The sequence below is a fragment of the Caballeronia sp. LZ034LL genome, assembly GCF_031451215.1.
Taxonomy (GTDB): domain Bacteria; phylum Pseudomonadota; class Gammaproteobacteria; order Burkholderiales; family Burkholderiaceae; genus Caballeronia.
On the sequence record NZ_JARUXR010000004.1, the window covers coordinates 36466 to 58350 of the forward strand.

At 65.6% G+C, this 21885-nt stretch carries 17 protein-coding genes; 6 read left to right on the forward strand and 11 right to left on the reverse strand.

All coding sequences use genetic code 11. The features are described 5' to 3' along the window. Window positions 1-17 precede the first annotated feature (17 nt). Genes QCE83_RS27565 through QCE83_RS27580 form a run of 4 tightly spaced genes read right to left on the reverse strand, consistent with a single transcriptional unit; the run spans window position 18 to window position 4523 of the window. Window positions 18-980, reverse strand: coding sequence for a substrate-binding domain-containing protein (locus QCE83_RS27565; RefSeq protein WP_309818846.1), 963 nt, complete (start codon window positions 978-980; stop codon window positions 18-20). 36 nt (window positions 981-1016) lie between these two features. After that, window positions 1017-2033 (reverse strand): ABC transporter permease, encoded by a 1017-nt coding sequence (locus QCE83_RS27570; RefSeq protein WP_309818847.1) that lies wholly within the window; start codon window positions 2031-2033, stop codon window positions 1017-1019. Beyond that, window positions 2014-3501: a sugar ABC transporter ATP-binding protein gene (locus QCE83_RS27575; RefSeq protein ID WP_309818849.1), complete on the reverse strand. Its 1488-nt coding sequence runs from the start codon at window positions 3499-3501 to the stop codon at window positions 2014-2016. The genes QCE83_RS27570 and QCE83_RS27575 overlap by 20 nt, the downstream gene beginning before the upstream one ends. A 2-nt stretch (window positions 3502-3503) precedes the next feature. Further along, entirely contained in the window at window positions 3504-4523 is a 1020-nt protein-coding gene (locus tag QCE83_RS27580; RefSeq protein ID WP_309818851.1) for a LacI family DNA-binding transcriptional regulator, read from the reverse strand. Between the two features lie 201 nt (window positions 4524-4724). On the opposite strand from QCE83_RS27580, the gene QCE83_RS27585 reads away from it, so the two are divergent. After that, window positions 4725-5141 carry a YciI family protein gene (locus QCE83_RS27585; RefSeq protein ID WP_309818853.1) on the forward strand — a complete coding sequence of 139 codons (417 nt, stop codon included), beginning with the start codon at window positions 4725-4727 and terminating at the stop codon, window positions 5139-5141. Between the two features lie 27 nt (window positions 5142-5168). On the opposite strand, the gene QCE83_RS27590 is transcribed toward QCE83_RS27585, so the two are convergent. Then, window positions 5169-5876, reverse strand: coding sequence for an SDR family oxidoreductase (locus QCE83_RS27590; protein ID WP_309818855.1), 708 nt, complete (start codon window positions 5874-5876; stop codon window positions 5169-5171). A gap of 80 nt (window positions 5877-5956) precedes the next feature. After that, window positions 5957-6385 (reverse strand): MarR family winged helix-turn-helix transcriptional regulator, encoded by a 429-nt coding sequence (locus QCE83_RS27595; RefSeq protein WP_309818857.1) that lies wholly within the window; start codon window positions 6383-6385, stop codon window positions 5957-5959. A 368-nt stretch (window positions 6386-6753) separates the two neighbouring features. Here QCE83_RS27595 and QCE83_RS27600 point away from each other — a divergent pair, with 368 nt between their 5' ends. Continuing rightward, window positions 6754-7908 carry a branched-chain amino acid ABC transporter substrate-binding protein gene (locus QCE83_RS27600; protein ID WP_309818859.1) on the forward strand — a complete coding sequence of 385 codons (1155 nt, stop codon included), beginning with the start codon at window positions 6754-6756 and terminating at the stop codon, window positions 7906-7908. Between the two features lie 15 nt (window positions 7909-7923). Here QCE83_RS27600 and QCE83_RS27605 read toward each other — a convergent pair whose 3' ends face one another. Next, complete coding sequence (locus tag QCE83_RS27605; RefSeq protein WP_309818861.1) at window positions 7924-8850, reverse strand: LysR substrate-binding domain-containing protein; 927 nt, start codon at window positions 8848-8850, stop codon at window positions 7924-7926. A 128-nt stretch (window positions 8851-8978) separates the two neighbouring features. On the opposite strand from QCE83_RS27605, the gene QCE83_RS27610 reads away from it, so the two are divergent. The 3 genes from QCE83_RS27610 (at window position 8979) to QCE83_RS27620 (ending at window position 12757) form a co-directional block, all read left to right on the forward strand. Next, complete coding sequence (locus QCE83_RS27610; RefSeq protein WP_309818863.1) at window positions 8979-10133, forward strand: methionine aminotransferase; 1155 nt, start codon at window positions 8979-8981, stop codon at window positions 10131-10133. A 23-nt stretch (window positions 10134-10156) separates the two neighbouring features. Then, on the forward strand, window positions 10157-10939 hold the full coding sequence (locus QCE83_RS27615; RefSeq protein ID WP_309818865.1) for an ABC transporter substrate-binding protein: 783 nt from the start codon (window positions 10157-10159) through the stop codon (window positions 10937-10939). Window positions 10940-11185: 246 nt separating this feature from the next. Then, window positions 11186-12757 carry a DHA2 family efflux MFS transporter permease subunit gene (locus QCE83_RS27620; protein WP_309818868.1) on the forward strand — a complete coding sequence of 524 codons (1572 nt, stop codon included), beginning with the start codon at window positions 11186-11188 and terminating at the stop codon, window positions 12755-12757. Between the two features lie 42 nt (window positions 12758-12799). Here QCE83_RS27620 and QCE83_RS27625 read toward each other — a convergent pair whose 3' ends face one another. From QCE83_RS27625 to QCE83_RS27635, 3 genes are all read right to left on the reverse strand, one after another. Continuing rightward, window positions 12800-13237 carry a DUF29 domain-containing protein gene (locus QCE83_RS27625; RefSeq protein WP_309821148.1) on the reverse strand — a complete coding sequence of 146 codons (438 nt, stop codon included), beginning with the start codon at window positions 13235-13237 and terminating at the stop codon, window positions 12800-12802. Between the two features lie 107 nt (window positions 13238-13344). Beyond that, window positions 13345-17043, reverse strand: a complete 3699-nt coding sequence (locus tag QCE83_RS27630; RefSeq protein ID WP_309818870.1) for a DUF748 domain-containing protein — start codon at window positions 17041-17043, stop codon at window positions 13345-13347. A 207-nt stretch (window positions 17044-17250) separates the two neighbouring features. After that, the gene (locus QCE83_RS27635) at window positions 17251-18708 is read right to left on the reverse strand and encodes a DUF1214 domain-containing protein (protein ID WP_309818872.1); all 1458 of its coding nucleotides are present in this window, start codon (window positions 18706-18708) and stop codon (window positions 17251-17253) included. A gap of 481 nt (window positions 18709-19189) precedes the next feature. Between QCE83_RS27635 and QCE83_RS27640 the strand changes: the two genes are divergently transcribed. Further along, window positions 19190-21463 (forward strand): heavy metal translocating P-type ATPase, encoded by a 2274-nt coding sequence (locus QCE83_RS27640; protein ID WP_309818874.1) that lies wholly within the window; start codon window positions 19190-19192, stop codon window positions 21461-21463. Here QCE83_RS27640 and QCE83_RS27645 read toward each other — a convergent pair. Continuing rightward, a complete protein-coding gene (locus QCE83_RS27645) occupies window positions 21406-21885 on the reverse strand; it encodes a thioesterase family protein (RefSeq protein WP_309818876.1) in 480 nt (159 codons plus the stop codon). The two genes, QCE83_RS27640 and QCE83_RS27645, sit on opposite strands and share 58 nt — an antisense overlap.

Consider the following 21885-nt stretch of genomic DNA (forward strand, 5'->3'; position numbering starts at 1 on the left):
GACGCGGCCCGCGCGCGTCAGAACGGCGAGTTCGGGAAATAGAACTGCTTGGCGTTGTCCTTCGTGATCAGCACCGAAGGAATGATGGTCGTCGCCGGCAGCTTGTCGCCCTTCAGCCGTGCTTCGGCCGTCAGCTTGATCGCGTCGTAGATGAACTTCGGCGAGTACGACACGTCCGCCGGCACGCGCTTGTCGCCGTCCATCACGCGCTTCACCGCTTCCTTCGATCCCGCACCGCCGAACACAATCTTGACGTCCGTGCGCTTGGCCTGATCGATCGCCTTCAGCACGCCGATCATCATGTCGTCGTCGGCGGCCCAGACGGCGTCGATATGCTTGAAGCGCGTCAGATAATCCTGCATCACCTTGAAGGCATCGTCGCGATTCCAGTTGGCATACTTCGCGTCGAGGATCTTCATGTCCGGATGCTGCTTGATGACGCCTTCGAACGCCGTCCAGCGCTCGTTGTCGAGCGTCGTCGGAATGCCGCGCAGCGCGACGATGTCACCCTTGCCGTCCAGCGCCTTCGCCAGATACTCGGCGGGGATCTTGCCGAACGCGGTGTTGTCGCCGGCCACGTAGGCATCCTGCGCGCTGGTGTCGGTCAGGCCGCGATCCACCACCGTCACATACACGCCCTTCTTCTTCACCTGCGCGACCGGCTGCGTCAGCGAGGCCGATTCCTGCGGGAAGATCACGAGCGCATTGATCTTGTTGACCGTCACCAGATCCTGCACCTGGTTGGCCTGCTCGGGCGCGCTGCCCGCCGTCTTCACGATGACCTTGAGATCAGGATGCGCCTTCTCCAGGTCCTTCTTCGCTTCATTGGCCCACCAGACGATGCCGCCCGTGAAGCCGTGATCCGCCGTGGGAATCGCGACGCCGAGCACGACCTTGTCGGCGGCCGACGCGGGAGCGATGGCGGCACAGGCGCTGGCCACGAGTGTCAGCGCACCGAGCGCGCGAAGCATTTTTTTCATGACGATGTCTCCGGTTTTATGAATGTGCAGGCGCGGCTAGCAGCGGCCGCGCTGCAGATACGCTACAAGGATGATCACGGCGCCCTGCACCGCCGCATTCAGATACACGCTGATGATGCTCGTCAGGTTCAGGATGTTGTTGATGACCGAAAGCAGGATCGCGCCGATCACCGTGCCGATCACGCGGCCGTCGCCGCCCTTCAGCGCGGTGCCGCCGACCACGACGGACGCGATTGCTTCGAGTTCCCACAGCAGGCCCGTCGTCGGCGTGGCCGATCCGAGGCGCGGCACGTACAGGATGGTGGCCACGGCGACGCACAGGCCGAGCAGCACATAGGTCACGATCTTCACGCGATCGACCTGAATGGCCGCGTAGCGCGCCACCTGTTCGTTCGAGCCGATGGCCTGCACATGCCGGCCATACACGGTGCGGTTGAGCACGAGCGCGCCGCCCGCCGCGACGATCAGGAACACCCAGATGGGCACCGGCACGCCGAACAGGCTCGCGTAATAAACCGGGCCGTAGAGATCGGCGAGCGAATTGTCGAGCGTGAGCGCGCCGCCGTCCGCGAGCCACGTGAGCAGCGCGCGAAAGATCCCGAGCGTGCCGAGCGTGACGATGAACGGCTCGATGCGTCCCTTCGTCACGAGCACGCCATGCGAAAAGCCGAACAGCGCGCCGAGCACGAGCGCCAGCACGATGCCGAGCGCGATGATCGCGAGCGGCGGCACCGCGTGCCCGTGAAAGCCCTGCAGCAGCCCGTTCATCACGTAGATCATGCTGCCCGCGATGAGCGCGGCCATCGAACCGACCGAGAGATCGATGCCGCCGGAGATGATCACGAAGGTCATGCCCACCGCGATGATGCCGATGAACGACGTGCGCGTGAGCACGTTCATCGCGTTGTCGACGGTGGCGAAATCGCCGTTGAGCAGCGTGCCGCCGATGCACAGCGCAATCAGCCCGATCAGCGGCCCGACGCCGAACAGGAAACGCGCGACGCTGGAGAGCCGGCTCTCGCTTGCAATGTCTTCAGTGTGTGCCGGTCGCATGCGCGATCAACCTCTCTTCGGTCAGAAGATCCATGCCGAGCGTCGCGACGAGTTCGCCCGCGCACATCACGGCGACGCGATGACACAGGCCAATCAGCTCGATCAGTTCGGACGAGATCACGATCACCGCGCGCCCTTCCGCGGCGAGCCGGTGAATCAGGAAATAGATGTCGCGTTTCGCGCCAACATCGACGCCGCGCGTCGGTTCATCGAGCACGATCACGCGCGGGTCGGGATGCAGGAACTTGGCGAGCGCGAGCTTCTGCTGGTTGCCGCCCGACAGCATCCGCGCACGCGCCGACAGGTTGCCCGTGCGAATGCCGAAGTCGCCGACCGCCTGCTTCAGCGCATCGCGTTCGGCGCGCATGTCGACGAGCGGATGCGCGTAGCGTTCCAGCGTCATCATCGTCAGGTTGTCTTTCAGCGCCATGTCGACATGCAGGCCGCGGCCCTTGCGATCTTCGCTCAAATAAGTGAGGCCATGGCGCATCGCGTCGCGCGGATTGCCGAGCTTCACGCTCGCGCCATTCACCGCGACGCGCGCCGCGCCCAGCGGCCGCAGGCCGACCAGCGCCTCGAACAGTTCCGTGCGGCCCGCGCCCACGAGGCCCGCAAAGCCGAACACTTCACCCTGGCGCACGGCGAAGCTCACGTCGTGCGCCCAGCCCGGCACCGAAGCCCGCTCGACTTCGAAAGCGACCGGCGCCGTCGCGGCGAGCGCGGGTTTGGCGGGGAACATGTCGGAGACTTCGCGGCCCACCATCAGGTTCGCCATCTGCTGGCGCGTGAGTTCGGCAGTCGGCGCGCGCGCGACAAAACGCCCGTCGCGCATCACGATGACTTCGTCGGTGACGCGCTCGACTTCATCGAGCTTGTGCGAGATGTACACGATGGTCGTGCCCGCTTCCTTCAGGCGCGCCATCAGCCCGAAGAGCCGCTGCGTCTCCGAAGGCGTGAGGGTCGCGGTCGGCTCGTCCATGATGAGCAGGCGCGCTTCGCGCAGCATCGCCTTCGCGATCTCCACCAACTGCTTCTCCGCGACGATCAGATCGCGCACCCGCGTATCCGGATTCTTGTGCAGACCCACTTCGGCGAGCCGCGCGCGTGCGGCCTCGCGCATCGCGGTCTCGTCGAGGAAGAAGCCCTTCTTCAACTCGTGCCCGAGAAACATGTTCTGCGTGATGCTCAGGTGATCCGCCAGATTCAATTCCTGGTGGATCAGCACGATGCCGGCCTCTTCGGCATCGCGTGAACTGCCGAAGTCGCGCGCACGTCCGTCGATCAGGATTGCGCCCGCGCTCGCCCGCTCGTAGCCCGCGAGAATCTTCATCAAGGTCGACTTGCCCGCGCCGTTCTCGCCGAGCAGGCCATGGATGCGCCCCGGCGTCAGCTCGAAGTCCACACCGTGCAGCACGCGCACCGGCCCGAACTGCTTTTCCACTCCGTCGAAGCGCACCGCGAGGCTCATGGTCAGGCGCTCCCACGCTGGATCAGCCGATGTGGCAGCAACACGCCCGGCACGTCGGCGCGCGGATCGCGCAGGCGTTTGAGCAGCAACTCAGCCGCCGATTCGCCGAGCTGCTGCATCGGTTGCGAGACCGTGGTGAGCGGCGGATCGACATGTGCCGCCACGGCGATGTCATCGAAGCCGACGACCGCGACGTCGTCCGGCACGGCGAGGCCCGCGCCGCGCAAGCCGTTCATCACGCCGATGGCCAGCGTATCCGAGACGGCGAACACCGCAGTCGGCCGCGTTGCGCCGAGCGCGGCAAGACGCGCGGCCGCGTCTTCGCCTGCGTCATAGTCGAGGCTGTCGAGTTCGATCAGCCACGCGGGATTCGGTTCGATGCCGGCGTCCTGCAACGCATCGCGATAACCGGCGAGCCGCTGACGTCCGTAGAGATAGCCTTGCCCCGAGTTGATCAGCGCGATGCGCCGGTGGCCCTTGCCGAGCAGATAGCGCACGACATCGCCGGCGGCGAGATGATTGTCGATGCCGACATACGGCACGCCCGCAGCGGGATCGAACTCGCAGCATGCAACCCAAGGCAACGTCGAGGCCTCTTCAGCCAGCGCCTTCTGCACGGCGGCCGGATCGAGGCAGATCGCGCCGTCCGCCCGCCGGCCACGCAACAGATCGAAATAGCTGCGCTCGCGCAGCGGGTCCGCGCCGGTATCGCACAACAACATGAAGTAGCCGTTCTGGCGTGCAACGCTGTCGATGCCGCGCACGATCGCCGCGTAGAACGGATTGCCGAAGTCGGGAACCATGGTGAGCAGCAGGCGGCTTTCGGCCGTGCGCAGATTGCGCGCGAGCTCGTTGATGCGATAACCGCTCGACGCCACCGCGGCACGCACTTTCTCACGCGTGACCTCGCGAACGTTCGTATGGCCGTTGAGCACGCGCGATACGGTCGCCACCGACACGCCCGCGCGCTGCGCGACATCGGCAATGGACACTTCCTCGCGTGGACGAACCGTCTCCGGCATACGCTGCGCCGCCGACCGGCGAACGGGATGTAATGGATTACATTATTTGATCGTATGGTCGCGAAGGCAACATCAATCGACTAGGGACAAACGCCAATCCGCTGCTTTCCGACAGCTGTCGATTTGGCGTGGCGTCAGTCGTCGTAGAGTTCGAACGGGCACATTCATGCTCGCGTACTCAACCTTCCGGAGACCCCTCTCATGCGATTCATGATGCTGATGATCCCGCGCGGCTACGAAAGCGCCGCACCCGGCACGATGCCGAGCGCCGAAGCCGTCACTGCGATGATGAAGTACAACGAGGAACTGCAGAAGGCCGGCGTGCTGCTCGCGCTCGATGGTCTCCATCCGCCTTCGATGGGCGCGCGCGTCAGCTTCGCAGGCGGCAAGCCGCGCGTGACGGACGGCCCGTTCGCCGAGGCCAAGGAAGTACTCGGCGGCTACTGGATGCTGCAGGTGAAGTCGCGCGACGAAGCCATCGAGTGGGCGAAGCGCTGTCCGGCGGGCGACAACGAAACGATCGAAATCCGCCAGGTCATGGAAATGGAAGACTGCCCGCCCGACGTGCAGCAGGCAGCCGCCAGCTTCGAAGACCTGCACAAGGCCGAGAAGGACTAGTCGCTTCGCCCGGCGTTCGGCTTGCGCTCAGCGCGGAATGCCCGTCAGGTAGATCGGCTTGTCGGTGGAGAGCGACTGCTTGACGGCGCGCCCGGTTTCATCGACGAGCACTTCCTCCTGGTCACGCGCCACCGCCGCGAGCACTTCGTTCACGACGTGCTCCGGCGTCGACTTCGCACCGGTGACGCCCGCGGTCATGTCGGTGTCGATGTAGGCCGGATGCGCCGCGACCACCAGCGTGCCCTGCTCGCGCAGTTCTTCGCGCAACGCATTGGTCGCCGCCCACATCGCCGCCTTCGAGAGGTGATACGCGCCGCCCGCCGGCAACGAGACCCAGCTCAGCACCGACAGAATGTTGATGACCGCCCCGCCGCCGTTCTTCTTCAAGACCGGCGCGAAGGCCTGCGTCAGCGCGATCGGACCGAAGGTGTTGATCTCGAGCACGTCGCGGATGCCCTGGGTCGAAGCCGGATCGACGAGCTTGCCGCGCGTCGTCACGCCCGCGTTGTTGATGAGCACCTGCACGTCCGTGTACGTGGCTGCGGCTTCGGCGATGTCGGCGGCATTCGTTACGTCGAGGCGAATCGCTTCGACGCCCGGAATATCGACGCTCTTCGGATCGCGCGCGGCCGCATAGACCTTCGCGGCGCCCGCCTTCAGCAACGAAAGCGCGAATTGCTTGCCGAGACCGCGATTGGCGCCCGTGACGAGTACGACTTTTCCCTTGATTTCCATGATGAACTCCGCTTCAAAGTGCATATGCACTAAATGACGTAAAAGAAAGGCTCGCGCGAGGCGAGCCGAGGTTGTTCCACTCACTCCATCGTCGTCAGTTCGAAGAGCGACTTGCGCAAGGCCTTCGCGCGCTGCTCGCCGAACTTCGCTTCGAATTCTTCCTGCGCCGCGCGCCATTGCGCCGATGCCTTGGCGAGCGTGTCCTTGCCGAGCGCCGTGAGCCGCAGACCGACGGCGCGTGAACTGCGCGACTCCTGCGCCGCCTCGACGATGCCGTCACGCTGCAACGGCTTCAGCGCACGCACGAGCGTGGTGCGGTCCATGACCATTTGCTCAGAGAGTTCGGCCATCTGCACGCCGGGCTTGCGGCCGATGGCCGCGAGCAGCGTGAACTGCGCGGCCGTGATGCCCGCCACGTTCAGATGCCGCTCGTACATCTGCGACACGTAACGCGCCGCCTGACGAATGGCGAAGCAGTTGCAATCCAGAGGAGATGAGTTGGAAGTCATGCACGGAGAATAATTTGTGCATATGCACTCTGTCAAGTCGGCAAATCAATGACGCCGATAGGCAGGACATCGGCGGCTTTTAGCCGGTGGAAGCAAATCGTCGCGCGCGAATGGGCGGCGAAACGCCCGAAGCCGCGCCCGGCTTGCGCGCAGGCGCCGTCGGGCCTGTGCCGAAATCCGCACGTCCGGCGCGACGAAACTTCAAGACGCGCCGAAATTGGCTTCCTACATTGCGCATGTCCGCTGTCCGAGCGTCGCCAGGCATGTCGGCGGCAGCGGTTACCCGCACGCTCAAGGGCAAGTCCGTCTTGCCGGCACGGAAGGGCTCGTGTTCCATTCGATTGCCACACTAAGAAGGAGAGGAAACCATGCGCTTTCTTACCCAACCTCTGGCCTGGGCCGTTGCCTGCGCCACGGTCGCGTTTGCTGCAGCGCCGCTGACGGCGTCGGCGGAAGACATGCCGGTGAAGGTCGGTTTCGCTGCGCCGCTGACCGGCGCGAACGCGGGATACGGAAAGGACCTCCAGAACGGCGTGCAGCTCGCGCTCGATGAAGCCAACGCGAAGAAGATCACCATCGGCGGCAAGACGGCCAAGTTCGAGATTCACGCGGAAGACGATCAGGCCGATCCGCGCATCGGCGTGCAGGCGGCGCAAAAGCTGGTGGATGACGGCGTGGCGGTGGTCGTCGGCCACTTCAACTCGGGCACGACCCTGCCCGCCTCGCCGGTCTACAACAACGCCGGCATTCCGATGATCGACCCGGCCGCGACCAATCCGACCATCACCACACGCGGCCTCGAAAACGTCTTCACGGTGATTTCAAGCGACGCACAGAACGCAGGCAACGCCGGTGTCTACGCGGTGACGACGTCGAAGGCGAAGCGCATCGCCATCATCGACGACCGTACTGCGTTCGGCCAGGGCGAAGCCGACGAGTTCGAGAAGGCGGTCAAGGCGAAGGGCGGCAACATCGTCACGCGTGAATACAGCGACAACCAGACCGTCGACTTCAGCGCGCAACTGACGCGCATCAAGGCCGCCAACGCCGATCTGATCTTCTTCGGCGGGCTCGACCGGCAAGCGGCGGCGGTCGTCAAGCGGATGAAGCAGCTCGGCATGAACGCGCAGTTCGTGGGCGGCGGCGGCGTGATGGACGCCGATTTCCTCAAGCTCGCCGGCGATGCGGCCGAGGGCGCGCAGGCCTGGGAATACGGCAGCCCGCTCGACAAGCTGCCCGACGGCAAGGCGTTCAGCGACAAGTTCCGGAAACGCTTCGGCGTCGCGATTCTCTCGTATGCGCCGTTCGGCTATGACGCGGCGTGGGCGGCGATCAACGCGATGCAGAAAGCCAATTCCATCGATCCGAAGGTGTACCGGCCGGTGCTCAAATCGAATTCGTTCGAAGGCATCACCGGGCCCATCGCGTTCGACAGCAATGGCGCGCTCAAGAATGCGTCATCCACGCTGTATCAGGTGAAGAACGGCCAGTGGGAATCGGTCGTCACCAAGCACGGCATGTGATTCGACTCGCGCGGCTCAGGCCTGGGCCGGCTGCGTCCGGGCCTCCAGCCGCGCACGCGTGTGTGCGGCCTCGTCGCTCAGCCAGCGGGCAAACAGCTGCAACGCCGCCGACGGCGCGGGCCGCTCCGGATACGTCAGCCAGTAGGCCGCGCCGCTCGGCACGCACAGCGTGAACGGCGCGATCACGCGCTGCGCCCGCAAGTCCTCTTCGATCAGCGCGACATCGCCGATGGTCACGCCCAGTCCCTGCATCGCGGACGAGATGGCGAGGTCGAGCGTGTCGAAATGTTGCGCCTTCGTCGACGGCAAACCCGGATGGCCGTATGCCTCGAGCCAGCGCAGCCAGTCGCGCCGATCCCGCGTGGGATGCAGGAGCGTCTCGCCGGCGAGATCGTCGGGAGTAGGCGAAGGCGGCCGCTTCGGCTTCCAGAGCGCCGGCGCGCACACGGGCGTCAGCACTTCGTCGAACAGATGATGGCTCGTCACGCCCTTCAGCGCGGGCGCCGCGCCGAACACGATGGCGGCATCGAACGGCTCGGCGCTGAAGTCGACGCCATGCGACACCGAAGCCGTCACCTCCACCACCAGCTCCGGCCGCTCGTTCTGCAGCCGGATGACACGCGGCAAGACCCAGCGCATTGCGCAGGTCGGGCACTTCACGCGCAGAATGCCGGATTGCGCGCCGCCTCGCGCCAGTGCATCGTCGATCTGGCCGAACGCCTGCTGCAAGGGCGCGATCAGCAACGCGCCGTGATGCGTCAGCGTCAGCCCGCGTGCCTGCCGGGTGAAGAGCGCGTAGCCGAGATGCGCCTCCAGTCCCGCGATCTGCCGGCTCACCGCGCCCTGCGTGATGTTCAGCGCCTCGGCCGCGCGCGTGAAATTGAGCTTCCGGGCGACCACCAGGAAGGTTTTGAGGACATCGAGCGAGGGCAGCGGTTTCATCGGGTTTGCGGCATGTAGCCATGATCTGCAAGCATGGCTAGTATGACAAAGTTTCGATTGTCCCCGCTTTATTGCCGCGGTTGAATCGACGGCAATTCTCGTCGAACCGCCCTTCCGGAGACACCGCCGTGCACAGCGCCTGCATTCCCGAATCGAAGCTGCCCAGCGTCGGCACGACCATTTTCACGGTGATCGGCCAGCTGGCCGAGGAGCATGACGCGCTCAACCTCTCGCAAGGCGCGCCGAACTTTGCCTGCTCGCCGAAGCTGATCGAAAGCGTTGAGCGAGCCATGCGGGCGGGACATAACCAGTATGCGCCGATGTCCGGCGTGCTCGCGCTGCGCGAGGCGATCGCGCTGAAAACCCAGCGGTTGTACGGCGCGCAGTACGATCCGGGCACGGAGATCACCGTGGTCGCAAGCGCGAGCGAAGGTCTGTACGCGACGATCAGCGCGCTCGTGCATCCCGGCGACGAAGTCATTTACTTTGAGCCGTCCTTCGACAGCTACGGGCCGATCGTGCAACTGCAAGGCGCCACGCCGGTCGCGATCAAGCTGTCGCCGGTGGATTTCCGCATCGACTGGGACGAAGTCGCGGCCGCCATCACGCCGAAGACACGCATGATCCTGGTCAACTCGCCGCACAATCCCACCGGCAGCGCGTTCACGGATGCGGACATCGAGCGGCTCACGGCGCTGACGCGCGACACGAAGATCATCGTGCTGTCCGACGAAGTCTACGAGCACGTCGTGTTCGACGGCGCGCCGCATCACGGCATGGCGCGCTATCCGGCGCTGGCCGAGCGCAGCGTGATCGTGTGCTCGTTCGGCAAGTCGTATCACGTGACCGGCTGGCGCGTCGGCTACTGTCTCGCGCCCGCGGCGCTGACGGCCGAGATTCGCAAGATCCACCAGTTCATGACCTTCGCCGCCGATACGCCGATGCAGATCGCCTTCGCCGAAGCGCTCGAGGACGAATCGAGCTATCTGGATCTCGCGCCGTTCTACCAGCACAAGCGCGATCTGCTCGCCAACGCGCTGGCCGGCTCGCGCTTCGAACTGCTGCCGAGCGCCGGCAGCTTCTTCATGCTGGCGCGCTACGACGCGATCTCCGACGCAGGCGACAGCGACTTCGTGCTGCGCCTGATCCGCGAAGCCCGCGTCGCGACGATCCCGCTGTCCGCGTTCTATACCGACGGCACCGACAACCACGTGATCCGCCTGTCGTTCGCGAAGGACGACGGCACGCTCATCGAAGGCGCGCGCCGCCTTTGCACGATCTGACGCTTTCCCTGGAGACCCATACGATGAAACTGAATTCGTTCGCCGCCGCCCTGCTCGTTGCGTGCGGCTTCGCAAGCGGCGCCGCTCTCGCCGCCGACACCTTGCGCTTCGGCTTGGAAGCGCAGTATCCGCCGTTCGAATCGAAATCCTCGACGGGCGAGCTGCAAGGGCTCGACATCGATGTCGGCAATGCGGTGTGCGCGGCCGCGAAGATGCAGTGCAAGTGGGTCGAGACGTCGTTCGACGGCTTGATTCCCGCGTTGCAGGGCCGCAAGTTCGACGCGATCAATTCGGCGATGAACGCCACGGAACAGCGTCGTCAGGCGATCGATTTCACGACGGTGGTGTATCGCGTGCCGACGCAGCTGATCGCGAAGAAGGGCAGCAGTCTGGAGCCGACGTCGGCATCGTTGAAGGGCAAGAGCGTGGGCGTGCTGCAGGGCTCGATCCAGGAGACCTTCGCCAAGGCGCACTGGGAGAACGAAGGCGTGAAGGTCGTGCCGTACCAGGACCAGAATCAGGTCTATGCGGATCTGAAGTCCGGACGTCTCGACGCGACGCTCGTGCTCGCGCCCGCCGGACAGAGCGGCTTCCTCTCGAAGCCGGACGGCGAAGGCTTTGCGTTCGTGGGCGCGCCGGTGCGCGACGACAAGATTCTCGGCAGCGGCATTGCCTACGGCGTGCGCAAGGGCGATGACGCGCTGAAGACGAAGCTCAATGCGGCGATCGAGAAGGTTCGCGCGGATGGCACCATCGACAAGTACGCGAAGAAGTATCTGGGGAACATCGATATTTCGGCGAAGTGAGCTTGCGAGGACGCGGCGGCGCTTTCGTCGCGTCCTCGTCTTACAGCAACAGGAACGCGCGGATCGCGAACTTTGCCGCGTCGAGTTCCAATAGGTCGAGGCTAGGCGCACGAATTGAGACGTGTCAACGCGTATCTACATGAAATCGCCTGGCCACACTCGCCCCTCTGCCGTTTGCCTCAGCAACTTTTTTTAAGCACAGGCACACTGTCGGCTCGATCCATCGTCCCCCCGAATCCGAGCCGCATGAGCACACCGACGACGCCCCGTCCCGCGCCCGCCCCGCCCTCGCCGCTCGAAGGCGGCAAACTCGTGCTCGCCACTTTTGCCGTGGCGCTCGCCACGTTCATGAACGTGCTGGACTCGTCCATCGCCAACGTCGCGATTCCGACCATCTCCGGCAACCTCGGCGTGTCCGTCAACGAAGGCACCTGGGTCATCACCGTGTTTGCCGCATCGAACGCGGTGTCGATTCCGCTGACCGGCTGGCTCACGCAGCGGCTCGGACAGATCCATCTGTTCGTCGGCGCGATCCTGATGTTCGTGTTGTCGTCCTGGCTCTGCGGCCTCGCGCCGAATCTTCCCGTGCTGCTGTTCGCGCGCGTTTTGCAAGGTGCGGTCGCCGGGCCGCTGATTCCGCTCTCCCAGGCCATCCTGCTGGGCTCCTATCCGAAGGAGAAAGCGTCGATGGCGCTTTCGCTCTGGGCCATGACGGCGACCGTCGGGCCGATCGCCGGACCCGCGCTCGGCGGCTGGATCACGGACAGCTATTCGTGGTCGTGGATCTTCTACATCAACATTCCGGTGGGCATCTTCGCGGCGGGCGTGACGTGGATGATCTACCGCGACCGCGAGTCGCCGACGCGCAAGGCGCCCATCGACGTGATCGGCCTGCTGCTGCTCGTGACCTGGGTCGCTTCGCTGCAGATCATGCTGGACAAGGGACGCGACCTGGACTGGTTCTCGTCGCCGCTGATCGTCGTGCTGGCGATTGTCGCGGCGATCGCGTTCGCGTTCTTCGTGGTGTGGGAGCTGACCGATTCGAATCCGGTGGTGGATCTGCGGCTGTTCGCCGGACGCAATTTCTTCGGCGGCACGGTGGCGATTTCCGTGGCCTACGGCGTGTTCTTCGGCAACCTGGTGCTGCTGCCGCAGTGGATGCAGCAATACCTGAACTACCGTTCCGTCGATGCCGGCCTGGTCACCGCGCCGCTCGGCATCTTCGCGGTGATCCTCGCGCCCGTCATGGGCAAGGTGCTGCCGCGCAGCGACGCGCGCATCATCGCGACGATGGCCTTCATCGGCTTCGCGTTCGTCTTCTGGCTGCGCTCGAAGTACGTGATCGAGATCGACACCTGGCATCTTGTCCTGCCGACGCTGCTGCAAGGCATTCCGATGGCCATGTTCTTCGTGCCGCTCACGGCGATCGTGCTGTCAGGGCTGCCGCCTTCGAAGATTCCCGCCGCGGCGGGGCTGTCGAACTTCGCGCGCGTGTTCTGCGGCGCGGTAGGCACGTCGCTCGCGGGCAATGCGTGGGACGACCGCATCGCGCTGCATCACGAACGGCTGACGGAGCAGGCAAACATCTATAACCCGACCTTCCTGCACTCGCTCGGCGCTTCCCAGACGACGCTCGATATCGGCGAAGCGCAGGCGCGCGGCATGTTCAACTTCACGGTGAATTCGCAGGCCGCGATGATGGGCCTCAACGATATCTTCCTGATCTCGGCGGTGATCTTCATTCTGATCATCCCGCTGATCTGGATCACGAAGGTGGCGAAGGGTGGTGGTGGCGGGGCGGCTTCGGGGGCGCATTGAGGTTCGCGAAGGCAAGAGCGCGAGCCCGATACGCTCGCGCGATCAATCGAGCTGGAAGCCTTCGTCGAGCACCGTGCGCATGGCCCAGGGGCAAAGCTCCGGAAACCGCTCGAACTCGATTCCCGTCTCTGCTTCCGCCAGGTTTCTGGCTTTCGACCACACCAGATCGATCCATTCCGGATTATCAAAGTTGGACTTGAGACTTGGCGCATCACGCAACACGAACTTCACTTCCTTCCGTTGCGTGCGTATCGTGCTTGTCCAGCTCCGGCTTCGTCGGTCTGCCTGATATTGCCACTTCAACATGTGCGCGAGCAGAACCGACATTCTGCTCACCAGCTCTCTCTGCTCGCTCCTTCCCACGGCCTCGATTTCCTCTGCGATATGCTCGATATCGATGGCCGCAAGCTTTCCCGCACGCAGTAACGCAGCCTGTTCCCTGGCCCACGCCACCACGTCCTTCTCATACGGTGTTCCCATCGGCTGACTCCCGTTCTCTTCCTGATTCCCGGTATCGCCGATACTAAGTTCGTTATCCTTGTTCATCCAGATCGTCCAAACGGCCAATGGCCAACGGCCAGCGCACATCACTTCAGGCCCAGATCCACCCTGCTGCCCGTCCCCTTGTCCTTGATGTCGTCCGCCTTCAGTTTCGGCGCCACGACGAAAACCCGCTTGCTGTCGATCTTCCCGTCGAAGTACTCCTGCACCGCCTGCGCGCGCTCCTGGGCGAGTTCGCGCAACGCGCCTTCGTCGACCGGCGCGTTTTGAGTCAACGCGGCTTTCATATCGGCATCCGGCAGCGACTTCGTCATGCCGATGAAGTTGGTCGGCTTCTTGAAATCCGCCGACTTGTAGACCTTGGTCAGATACTTGTCGTAGTCCGCATCCGACACCTTGATGGCGTTCCAGTCCACGTTCTCGCCATTGCCCGCCATGTCGCGCACCTTCGCGCGCTTGACCTGGGCGTCCACCCACGCCGAACGCAACGCCGGCTCGTCCACCTTCGGATCGACGCGGCCCGTCACGTCCACGCGCACCGATGGCTTGTCCACCAGCGCCTTCGCGATGGTTTCGAGCTTCTTCTGCGCCGCGTCGGTCAGATCCGCCGAGCCCGCATTGAACTCGATGTAATTGAGATCTTCCCCGCTGCCTCCGCCGAACGCATGCGCGAGCAGCGTGAACGGCGCCGTCACCGCCTTCTGGACCAGGTTGAGAAGAGCCTGCCACACCAGCCCGCCGATTGAAAACTCCGGATTGTCGAGCGAGCCAGAAATCGGAATGTTCACGTCAATTTCGCCGCGCGAATTCTTCAGCAGCGACACCGCGAGCCGGACGGGCAGTTTGGTCGCCGTCGAGTTGTCGACGTGATCGCCGAAAGTCAGCTGATCGATGAACAAGTGATTGTTCGCCGTCAGTTTGTTGTCGGCGAGCATGTAGTGCAGGTCGACGTTCAGCTTGCCCTTCGTGATCGGATAGCCCGCGTACTTCGACGAATAAGGCGTCAGGTTCGTCAGTTCGACGTCATGCGCACTCGCCGTCAGATCGAGCGCCGGTTTGTCGATCAGCGGATTCACCTGCCCCTTGATCGACACCGGCCCGTTCGCCGCGAGTTTCGCCGTGACGTCGACGGGCGCGGGCGTCGTCGAGTGCGTGCCGAACGCGCCGATCGTGCCGTTGATCGCGACGAGATTCGCCGTGTAGTTCGGCTTGATGAAGTTGTCGGTGTAGGTGACGCGGCCGTTCTGCAGCACGAGCTGCCCGAAGCGCAGGCTGACCGGCGGGCCGGCCTTCTCCGCGGGCTTCGGCGTCGCCGCTGCGCTCGCGGCGGCCGGCGGCGCGGCCTTGACCTTCTCGCGCGTGACCGGCTGCGTCGCGCCGTTCTCGTTGGCCACCACGCCTTTCAGGTTCAGCTTGCCTTGCGCGTCGAGCAGCACGCGGCCGTAGAAGTTCGCGAAGGTCACGCGCGCCGCCTCGACGTCCGTGCCGCGCTCGTCGTAGCTCACCTTCATGTTGGTCAGCCCGAGCAGCTTCCAGCCGGCGAAGCGGTCGTTGGTCAGCTTGTCGATCATGCGCACGTCCGTCAGCGACGCATCGCCCTTGTACGTCGCCGCGAGCGTCTTGCCGCTGCCGGACAGCGTCAGGTCGCCATTCGCGTTGGCATTGGCGCTGGCCACGTCGACGTTGAGCTTGTCGCCGAAGTAAGGCTCGAACGCGGATACGTCCACCTGATGGCCCTTCACGTGCAGCGCCAGCTTGAGCGGACTCACCGTCACGTTGCCGCCGAGCGCAAGCGTGCCCCGGCCGTTGAGCGTCAGCTTGCCGTCCACGGCAAGCGGCCGGGTCAGGTCGTCGCTGAACTGCTTCACGTTGAGCGCGAGCGGCGCGACCTGAAGCTTCACCGGGCGCGCCAGCGTCTCGTCGGTAAAGCCGGCCGAAGCGTTCTCGACCGTAATCTGTCCGATCTGGTAATGCCACTCCGGACCCGCTTCCTGCGCCTTCTGGATCTTGCGCGTCGCGGTGGGCTCCGGCGCGGCCTCGTGCGGACCGGCGAGCGACGCCAGATCAATGCTGCCGTCCTTGCGGCGCGTCGCGTCGAGCGCGAGGCCGCTCACCTGCACGCTGTCGAGCGACGCCTGGCGCGCCGCCACATCCACCTTGGCGATCTTCGCCTGCGCGGACGCCAGCTTCACCGGCGCGACACCCTGCGCCGTGGGCGCGAGCGTGACGGCGTCGAGCCTGACCTCGCCCGCGCCGACCTGCACGCCGCCATCCGGCTTGCTCCAGTCGACCGAAACCGGCAGCGTGGCGCCCAGTGTGCCGCTCGTCACGCGCGCCGCCATCAGGTTCGACAGATAAGGCTGCAACGGCGGCAGCGCGAAAGCATTCAGGCCGATCTTCGCGTCGGCCTGTTTGGCTGCGAGCATCACGCGGCCGGAGACATCGAGCGCGCCGCCGTGGTCGAAGGCCGTCTTCAGCGTGTAGGTGGCGGGCGTCTTCGCGAGCGTGGAGAAGCCGTCGAGCGTCACGCCGAAGCCGGTCAGCGTGGCCTGCACGCGCTGCTTCAGCAGTTGATCGTCGAGGGCGATCCTGCCGTCTTCGATCGCCAGATGGCGGATGGACACATCGAGCGGCGGGGCGTCCTTCTCCGGCTCCGCGGCGGGTGCGTGCTCTTTCGCAGGCGTTCCCTGCGACGTCCCGCCCGCCAGCTTCTGCACGTTGAACTGGCCGGACGAATCGCGCGCGAGATGCACGTCGGGATTCGCGAGCGTCACTTCATCCAGCCGATAAATATCCCGCAACGGCTCGGCATCGGCGATCTTCACATGCAGCGCGCGCGCCGCGACCAGCGGTGCGTTCGCTTTGTCGGTGACGGCGAGATCAGCGAGATCGGCGGTGCCGGCGATGCGGATCGTCGGCGCATCGCCGGCAATCGAGAAGCTGACGTTGAGGTCGGTGGACAGCTTGCCGCTCTTCACCGCGACCGGCACCGATGCCGGCGCATAGGACGCCAGTTGCGGCACGTCGAGGCCGTCCAGCGTCAGCGCGATCTCCGATTCACGCGACTGCGCAAACGGCTTCGTGCGTCCCTTCACGACCAGCGGCGAGCCGTCAATGCGCGCCTGCAACAGCGGCGTCACGAAGATGTCGGTAGCGGACGGCAGGGTTGCGATGAACGGAATGCCGAGCGCAAAACGGTCGATGACGTGCTTCGCGTCGAGCAGCCGGTCGTCGAACGTGATCTGGCCGTTTTCCAGGCGGATGTTGGACACCGAGAAGCGCGCCGGCTTTTTAGAGGGTTCAGCCGACGGTTTCGAAAACTTCTCGATGAGATCGGAGAAATTGAAATGCTCGCCGTCGTAGCGCACGACGTGGATGCGCGGCGAATCGATCTTCAACTCATTGACGACCGGCGCGAGCTTGATGACCGACGCCCACGAAGTACGCACGACGAGCCGCGATACGTCGATGAAATCGGCCGGGCTGCCCGGCGCCTTCGCGAGATTGGCGGGCGACTCGCCGATATGCACGCCGTCGGCTTCGAAGTCGAGCGTATAGGGATTGAGCGAGATGCGCCGGATGCTGACGGGCCGGTCGAGCTGCTTCGCGAGTTGCTGCTCGGCGACATGCCGGATGACCGGCGGCGCGACGAAGAAGCCGAGCGCGCCGATGACCAGCAGCGCGATCACCAGTCCGATGAAGATGCGCCGCGTGCGCCGCGCCTGCACGACGCCGCGCAGGGTCTGGCCAGCGGACGCGAGAGAAGACTTGCTGATGCTTGACATTCGATGCGCGGCGGGCGAGCGCGCCGCATGTGCGCCGCTCGAGCTCGCCGTCCGGGATAAGTGAAGCCCGAGTATACGACGGCACGGCCCGCAAACGTTCGCTCTTGCGCGCTTCAGAAGCACAAAGGCCGCGACGGATCGCGGCCTTTGCATGACGCTTCATGATCGCGCCCGGCGTTTCACTCGCTGTGTGTCACTCGCTGTGGTTCACTCGCGATCGACCGAAGGCGGCGCCCATGAACCATCGCTCGCCTGGGGCTTCGGCGCATAGAGGCGCAGCGCGAGCTGGAAGTCGCCTTCCGGCACCGGCAGCCAGTTCGCCGCGTGCGCGCGTCCCGGCGATTTCGCCGACAGGATCACATCGAAAGAGCCGTCACGGTTCTTTCTCAGCCGGTCGCGCTCCGAGATCGACAGGCGCGGCAGCTTGCCATTCGCGAGCGCGCCGTCCTTCGTATAGGCGGTGAGCGTCCAGAAGCCGCGCACCGGCGGCAGCGCATCCGCCGTGAAGTGCAGCGTGTACTGGTTGGCGCCGTTCAGCGCATGACCCTCGCTGTCGGTCCGGGCGACCGGCTTCACCTCGCCTTCCTTCGTGCTCGTCGCCACCTGACGGCGCGCAAGGTAAGCGCGCAGCGTGTAGTCGGTGCCGTAGATGCCGACGCCGTCGCCGAACCAGGTCCAGCCGTTCTTGGTCAGCGCATTGGAGGGCACCGTGGCAAGCCGCTCGCGCGCATCGCTCAGGCCGGAATCGAGCAGCGGCGCGTCCGTCTTCTTGAACTGCACCGGCTCGCCCGGCTTCACGCCCAGGTCAGCGAGCCCGCTCATCGCGTGGCTGTCGTCGGTGGCGGCGGGGTTGTCGTCGAGCGAACGGGCCAGGCGCGCAAAGAACGCGTTGGCGTCGAGCGCCTCGGCCTGCGCGCCGGGCGTCGCCGCGGCAAGACCGCTCGGCAGCGGCGGCACCGCCGGCTGACGCGCCGTGCTCGAACCCCACGCGCCGGCAACCACCGGCGTCGGATCCGACACGGAGCCCTTGGCGGGCGTCAAGGTGTCGATGTGCATCGCGGTCTGCAGCTTGCGCGCCTCGCGCAGGTCGCGCGGACCGTTCACGCGCACGCGCACCGACAGCCACACATAGCGCGTGCGAGTCTCGACGCGGGTCGCGCCCGTGGGCAGCGTGCCGGTCCAGCCGGCGGGCACGAAGGCGATGCGCTGCGGTTTCGGATACGGCGTGGTGTCGGCGCTGGAATAGAGGGCGTTGGTCCAGGCGTCGAACGCGCGGGCATCGAGATAACGTCCGCGCGGCGCGGCGGGCAGTGTCACGATCACCGGATCGGCGGAAACATCGAGCCAGGCGCTCGATTCCAGCGTATCGACACTCGGCCAGCCCGTCGCGCCGACCGGCGGCAGCGCCGTCGCATGGCGGAAGGTATTGAGCGCCCCCTGGCCCGGAGCGGCGCCGGCGCGTTCGCGCGCGATGTCGCTGGCGACCAGCGGGAAGCCGAACGTGTAGGCATCCGCCACCTGATTCTTCACCCAGCCGGGGCTGCTTGCTTTGACTTCATCGGGCGCCTTGGTGGCGCAACCGGCCAGGACGGTCATCCCCGCGAGGCTCACGCTCATCCACAGGGCAGCGTCGAGCGGAAACGTCCAGCGTCGGTGGTTCTTCATTCGAATTGGAATCCGGGTTTTCTTTCGATTGGGTTGGCTCGCAAATCCGGGATGGTCCATACCGGAACGCGGCTTCGGGTTGCGAGCGCAACACCGTGAGCGCCATCTCGGAATTCGGGTTTTAACTTATCCGCTGACGATAGGCAAGAAGCAGCTTGCAAAAGGCCAGCGGCGTTTCAAAAATCGGGGCGAAGGCGCCAGAAACGCACGCCGGCGATGTGTTCAGGCGGTTCCAGCGCGCCTTCGTCAGCCCGCACTACGATAGCGGAATACGGTGACGCTCATCGGTCGAAAAACGACCATGGATGGGGCTCATCGCCCGCATTGTTTCGGCAATGCACGACGCCGCTGCTGCTTTTCCTGCGCTTCCACCTTGACCTTCCCACCATTGGAAGCTCGATACTCGTGGTGTGAGGGAGTGCCGCGACCTGTCTGCCATCCGTCGATGTCGCGCATCCCAGTCAGACCGGAGTGTTCCAGCATGTCCACAGAATCATCCACGCAAGCATCCACGCAAGCCGCCCGCACCGCCGAATTCGCGGTCAGCGGCATGACCTGCGCCTCGTGCGTGATGCGGGTCGAGAAAGTCCTGAAACGCGTGCCCGGCGTCGAGAGCGTCGCGGTCAATCTCGCCACCGAGAAGGCCACCGTCCACGCCAGCGCCGCCGTCAGCGACGATCAGCTCGTCGCGGCGGTCGCGAAGGCCGGCTATGAGGCCGCACTCATCGTGCCCGAGGCGCCGGCGGCCGCGGCCGTAGACGCCGGTGTCGATCGCGAACTCATCGCCGTGCTGGTTGCCGCGCTCATCACCCTGCCGCTGCTCGCGCCCATGTTCGGCCTCCAACTCGATCCCTGGCTGCAACTGGCGCTCGCGAGCGTCGTGCAGTTCGGCTTCGGCGCGCGTTTCTACGTGGGCGGCTATCGCGCGGTGCGGGCGTTGGCCGGCAACATGGATCTGCTCGTCGCGCTCGGCACGTCAGCGGCGTGGGGGCTGTCTGTCTATCAGATGCTGGCGCACCGTGGCATGGGCGCGCATCTGTTCTTCGAGGCATCGGCGGTCGTCATTACGCTGGTGCGCTTCGGCAAGTGGCTGGAGACGCGCGCACGGCGCCAGACCAGCGCCGCGATCCGCGCGCTCAACGCACTGCGCCCGGCCACTGCGCGCGTGCGCGACCGCGACGACCCGGCGCGCGAACGCGACGTGCCGCTGGCGGACGTGCGCATCGGCGACATCGTGATCGTGCGGCCAGGCGAGCGCGTGCCGGTGGACGGCATCGTGCGCGCGGGCCGCACGCACATCGACGAATCGCTGATTACGGGCGAAAGCCTGCCCGTGGCGAAGGAAAGCGGCGCGCGCACGACCGGCGGCTCGGTCAACGGCGAAGGCGCGATCGAGATCGAAACCACGGCGATCGGCACGGAAACGACGCTCGCGCGCATCATCCGGCTGGTCGAATCCGCGCAGGCCGACAAGGCGCCGATCCAGCGGCTGGTCGAACGCGTGGCCGCGGTGTTCGTCCCGGCAATCCTGGCGATCGCCCTCGTCACGCTGGCCGGCTGGCTGTGGCACGGCGCCGGCGTGGAAACGGCACTGCTGAACGCGGTCGCGGTCCTCGTGATCGCCTGCCCCTGCGCGCTCGGCCTCGCGACGCCGACCGCGATCATGGCCGGCACCGGCGTCGCCGCGCGTCAGGGCATTCTGATCAAGGACGCGCAGGCGCTGGAACAGGCGCATGCCGTCGCAATCGTCGCGTTCGACAAGACCGGCACGCTGACCGTCGGCCGTCCGACGCTCGTCGAATTCGAGGCGGCTCCCGGACACACGCGGGAAGAAGCGCTCGCGCTGGCGGCCGCCGTGCAGCGTTCGAGCGAGCATCCGCTGGCCAAGGCCGTCGTGGCCGCCGCACTGGACGATCCGGACGCGCCGCGCTTCGAGGCGAGCGTGGCGCGCGCGGTCGCGGGACGCGGCATCGAGGCGAACGTGAACGACAGGCGTATCGCCATCGGCAGCGGGCGCTGGGTCGCGGAACTGGGCGCGGACGTGCCGCCATCGCTCAGGGAACGCGCGCAGGCGCTCGAAGCGCGCGGCAACACGGTGTCATGGCTGATCGAGCAGACCCAGGCGCGGCACGAGGTGCTCGCACTGCTCGCCTTCGGCGACACCGTCAAGCCGACCGCCCGCGCGGCTATCGAACGGCTGGCGGCGATGGGCGTGCAGAGCGCGCTCATCACCGGCGATAACGCAGGCAGCGCGCAGGCCGTGGCACGGGCGCTGGGCATACCGGCGGAGCGGGTGTTCGCGCAGACCCTGCCCGACGACAAGGCGCGCGTCGTCGCGCAATTGCGGGCATCGGCAAAAGGCATCGTGGCGATGGCCGGCGACGGCATCAACGACGCCCCCGCGCTCGCCGCCGCCGATGTCGGCATCGCCATGGCGAGCGGCACCGACGTCGCGATGGAAGCCGCCGGCATCACGCTGATGCGCGGCGACCCGGCGCTGGTCGCGGATGCCATCGACATCTCGCGGCGCACCTATCGGAAGATCCAGCAGAACCTGTTCTGGGCGTTCGTCTATAACCTGATCGGCATTCCGCTGGCGGCGTTCGGTCTGCTCGATCCGATGTTCGCGGGCGCGGCCATGGCGTTCTCGAGCGTGAGCGTCGTGACCAACGCGCTGTTGCTGCGCAACTGGCGCGCTCAGGCCGGCGCGGTGGACGAAGCGCGCGCCGGCAAGCCGATCACGCGTCCGGCATGACGCGCGTGCTCCGGCGCGACCGTCGGCTCGGCGGCAATGCGCGCGGCGACGTCCGCATCGAACGAAGCCGACTTCGGCGCGCCGCCGGTGTCGATGTGCATCAGCATCTGCTCGCACGCCGATACCGGTTCGGCTGAATCGCCCTCGAACATCTCCAGGTACAGATGAACGCGCTTGCGGTCATGCGCGATCACCCGCACGTCGACGCGCACCGCCGCGCCTTCCTTGATCTCCCGCAGATAGCTGACGTGCGCTTCCAGCGTGTACAAGGTGCGCTGGCGCGCGCGGCGGCCGGCGTCGTCGAGACCGATGCGGTCCATGAAGGCATCGGTCGCGAGGCTGTAGATCAGCATGTAGAAGGCGTCGCGCAGATGGCCGTTGTAATCGACCCATTCGGCCTTCACGGTGTCGCGGTAGATCAT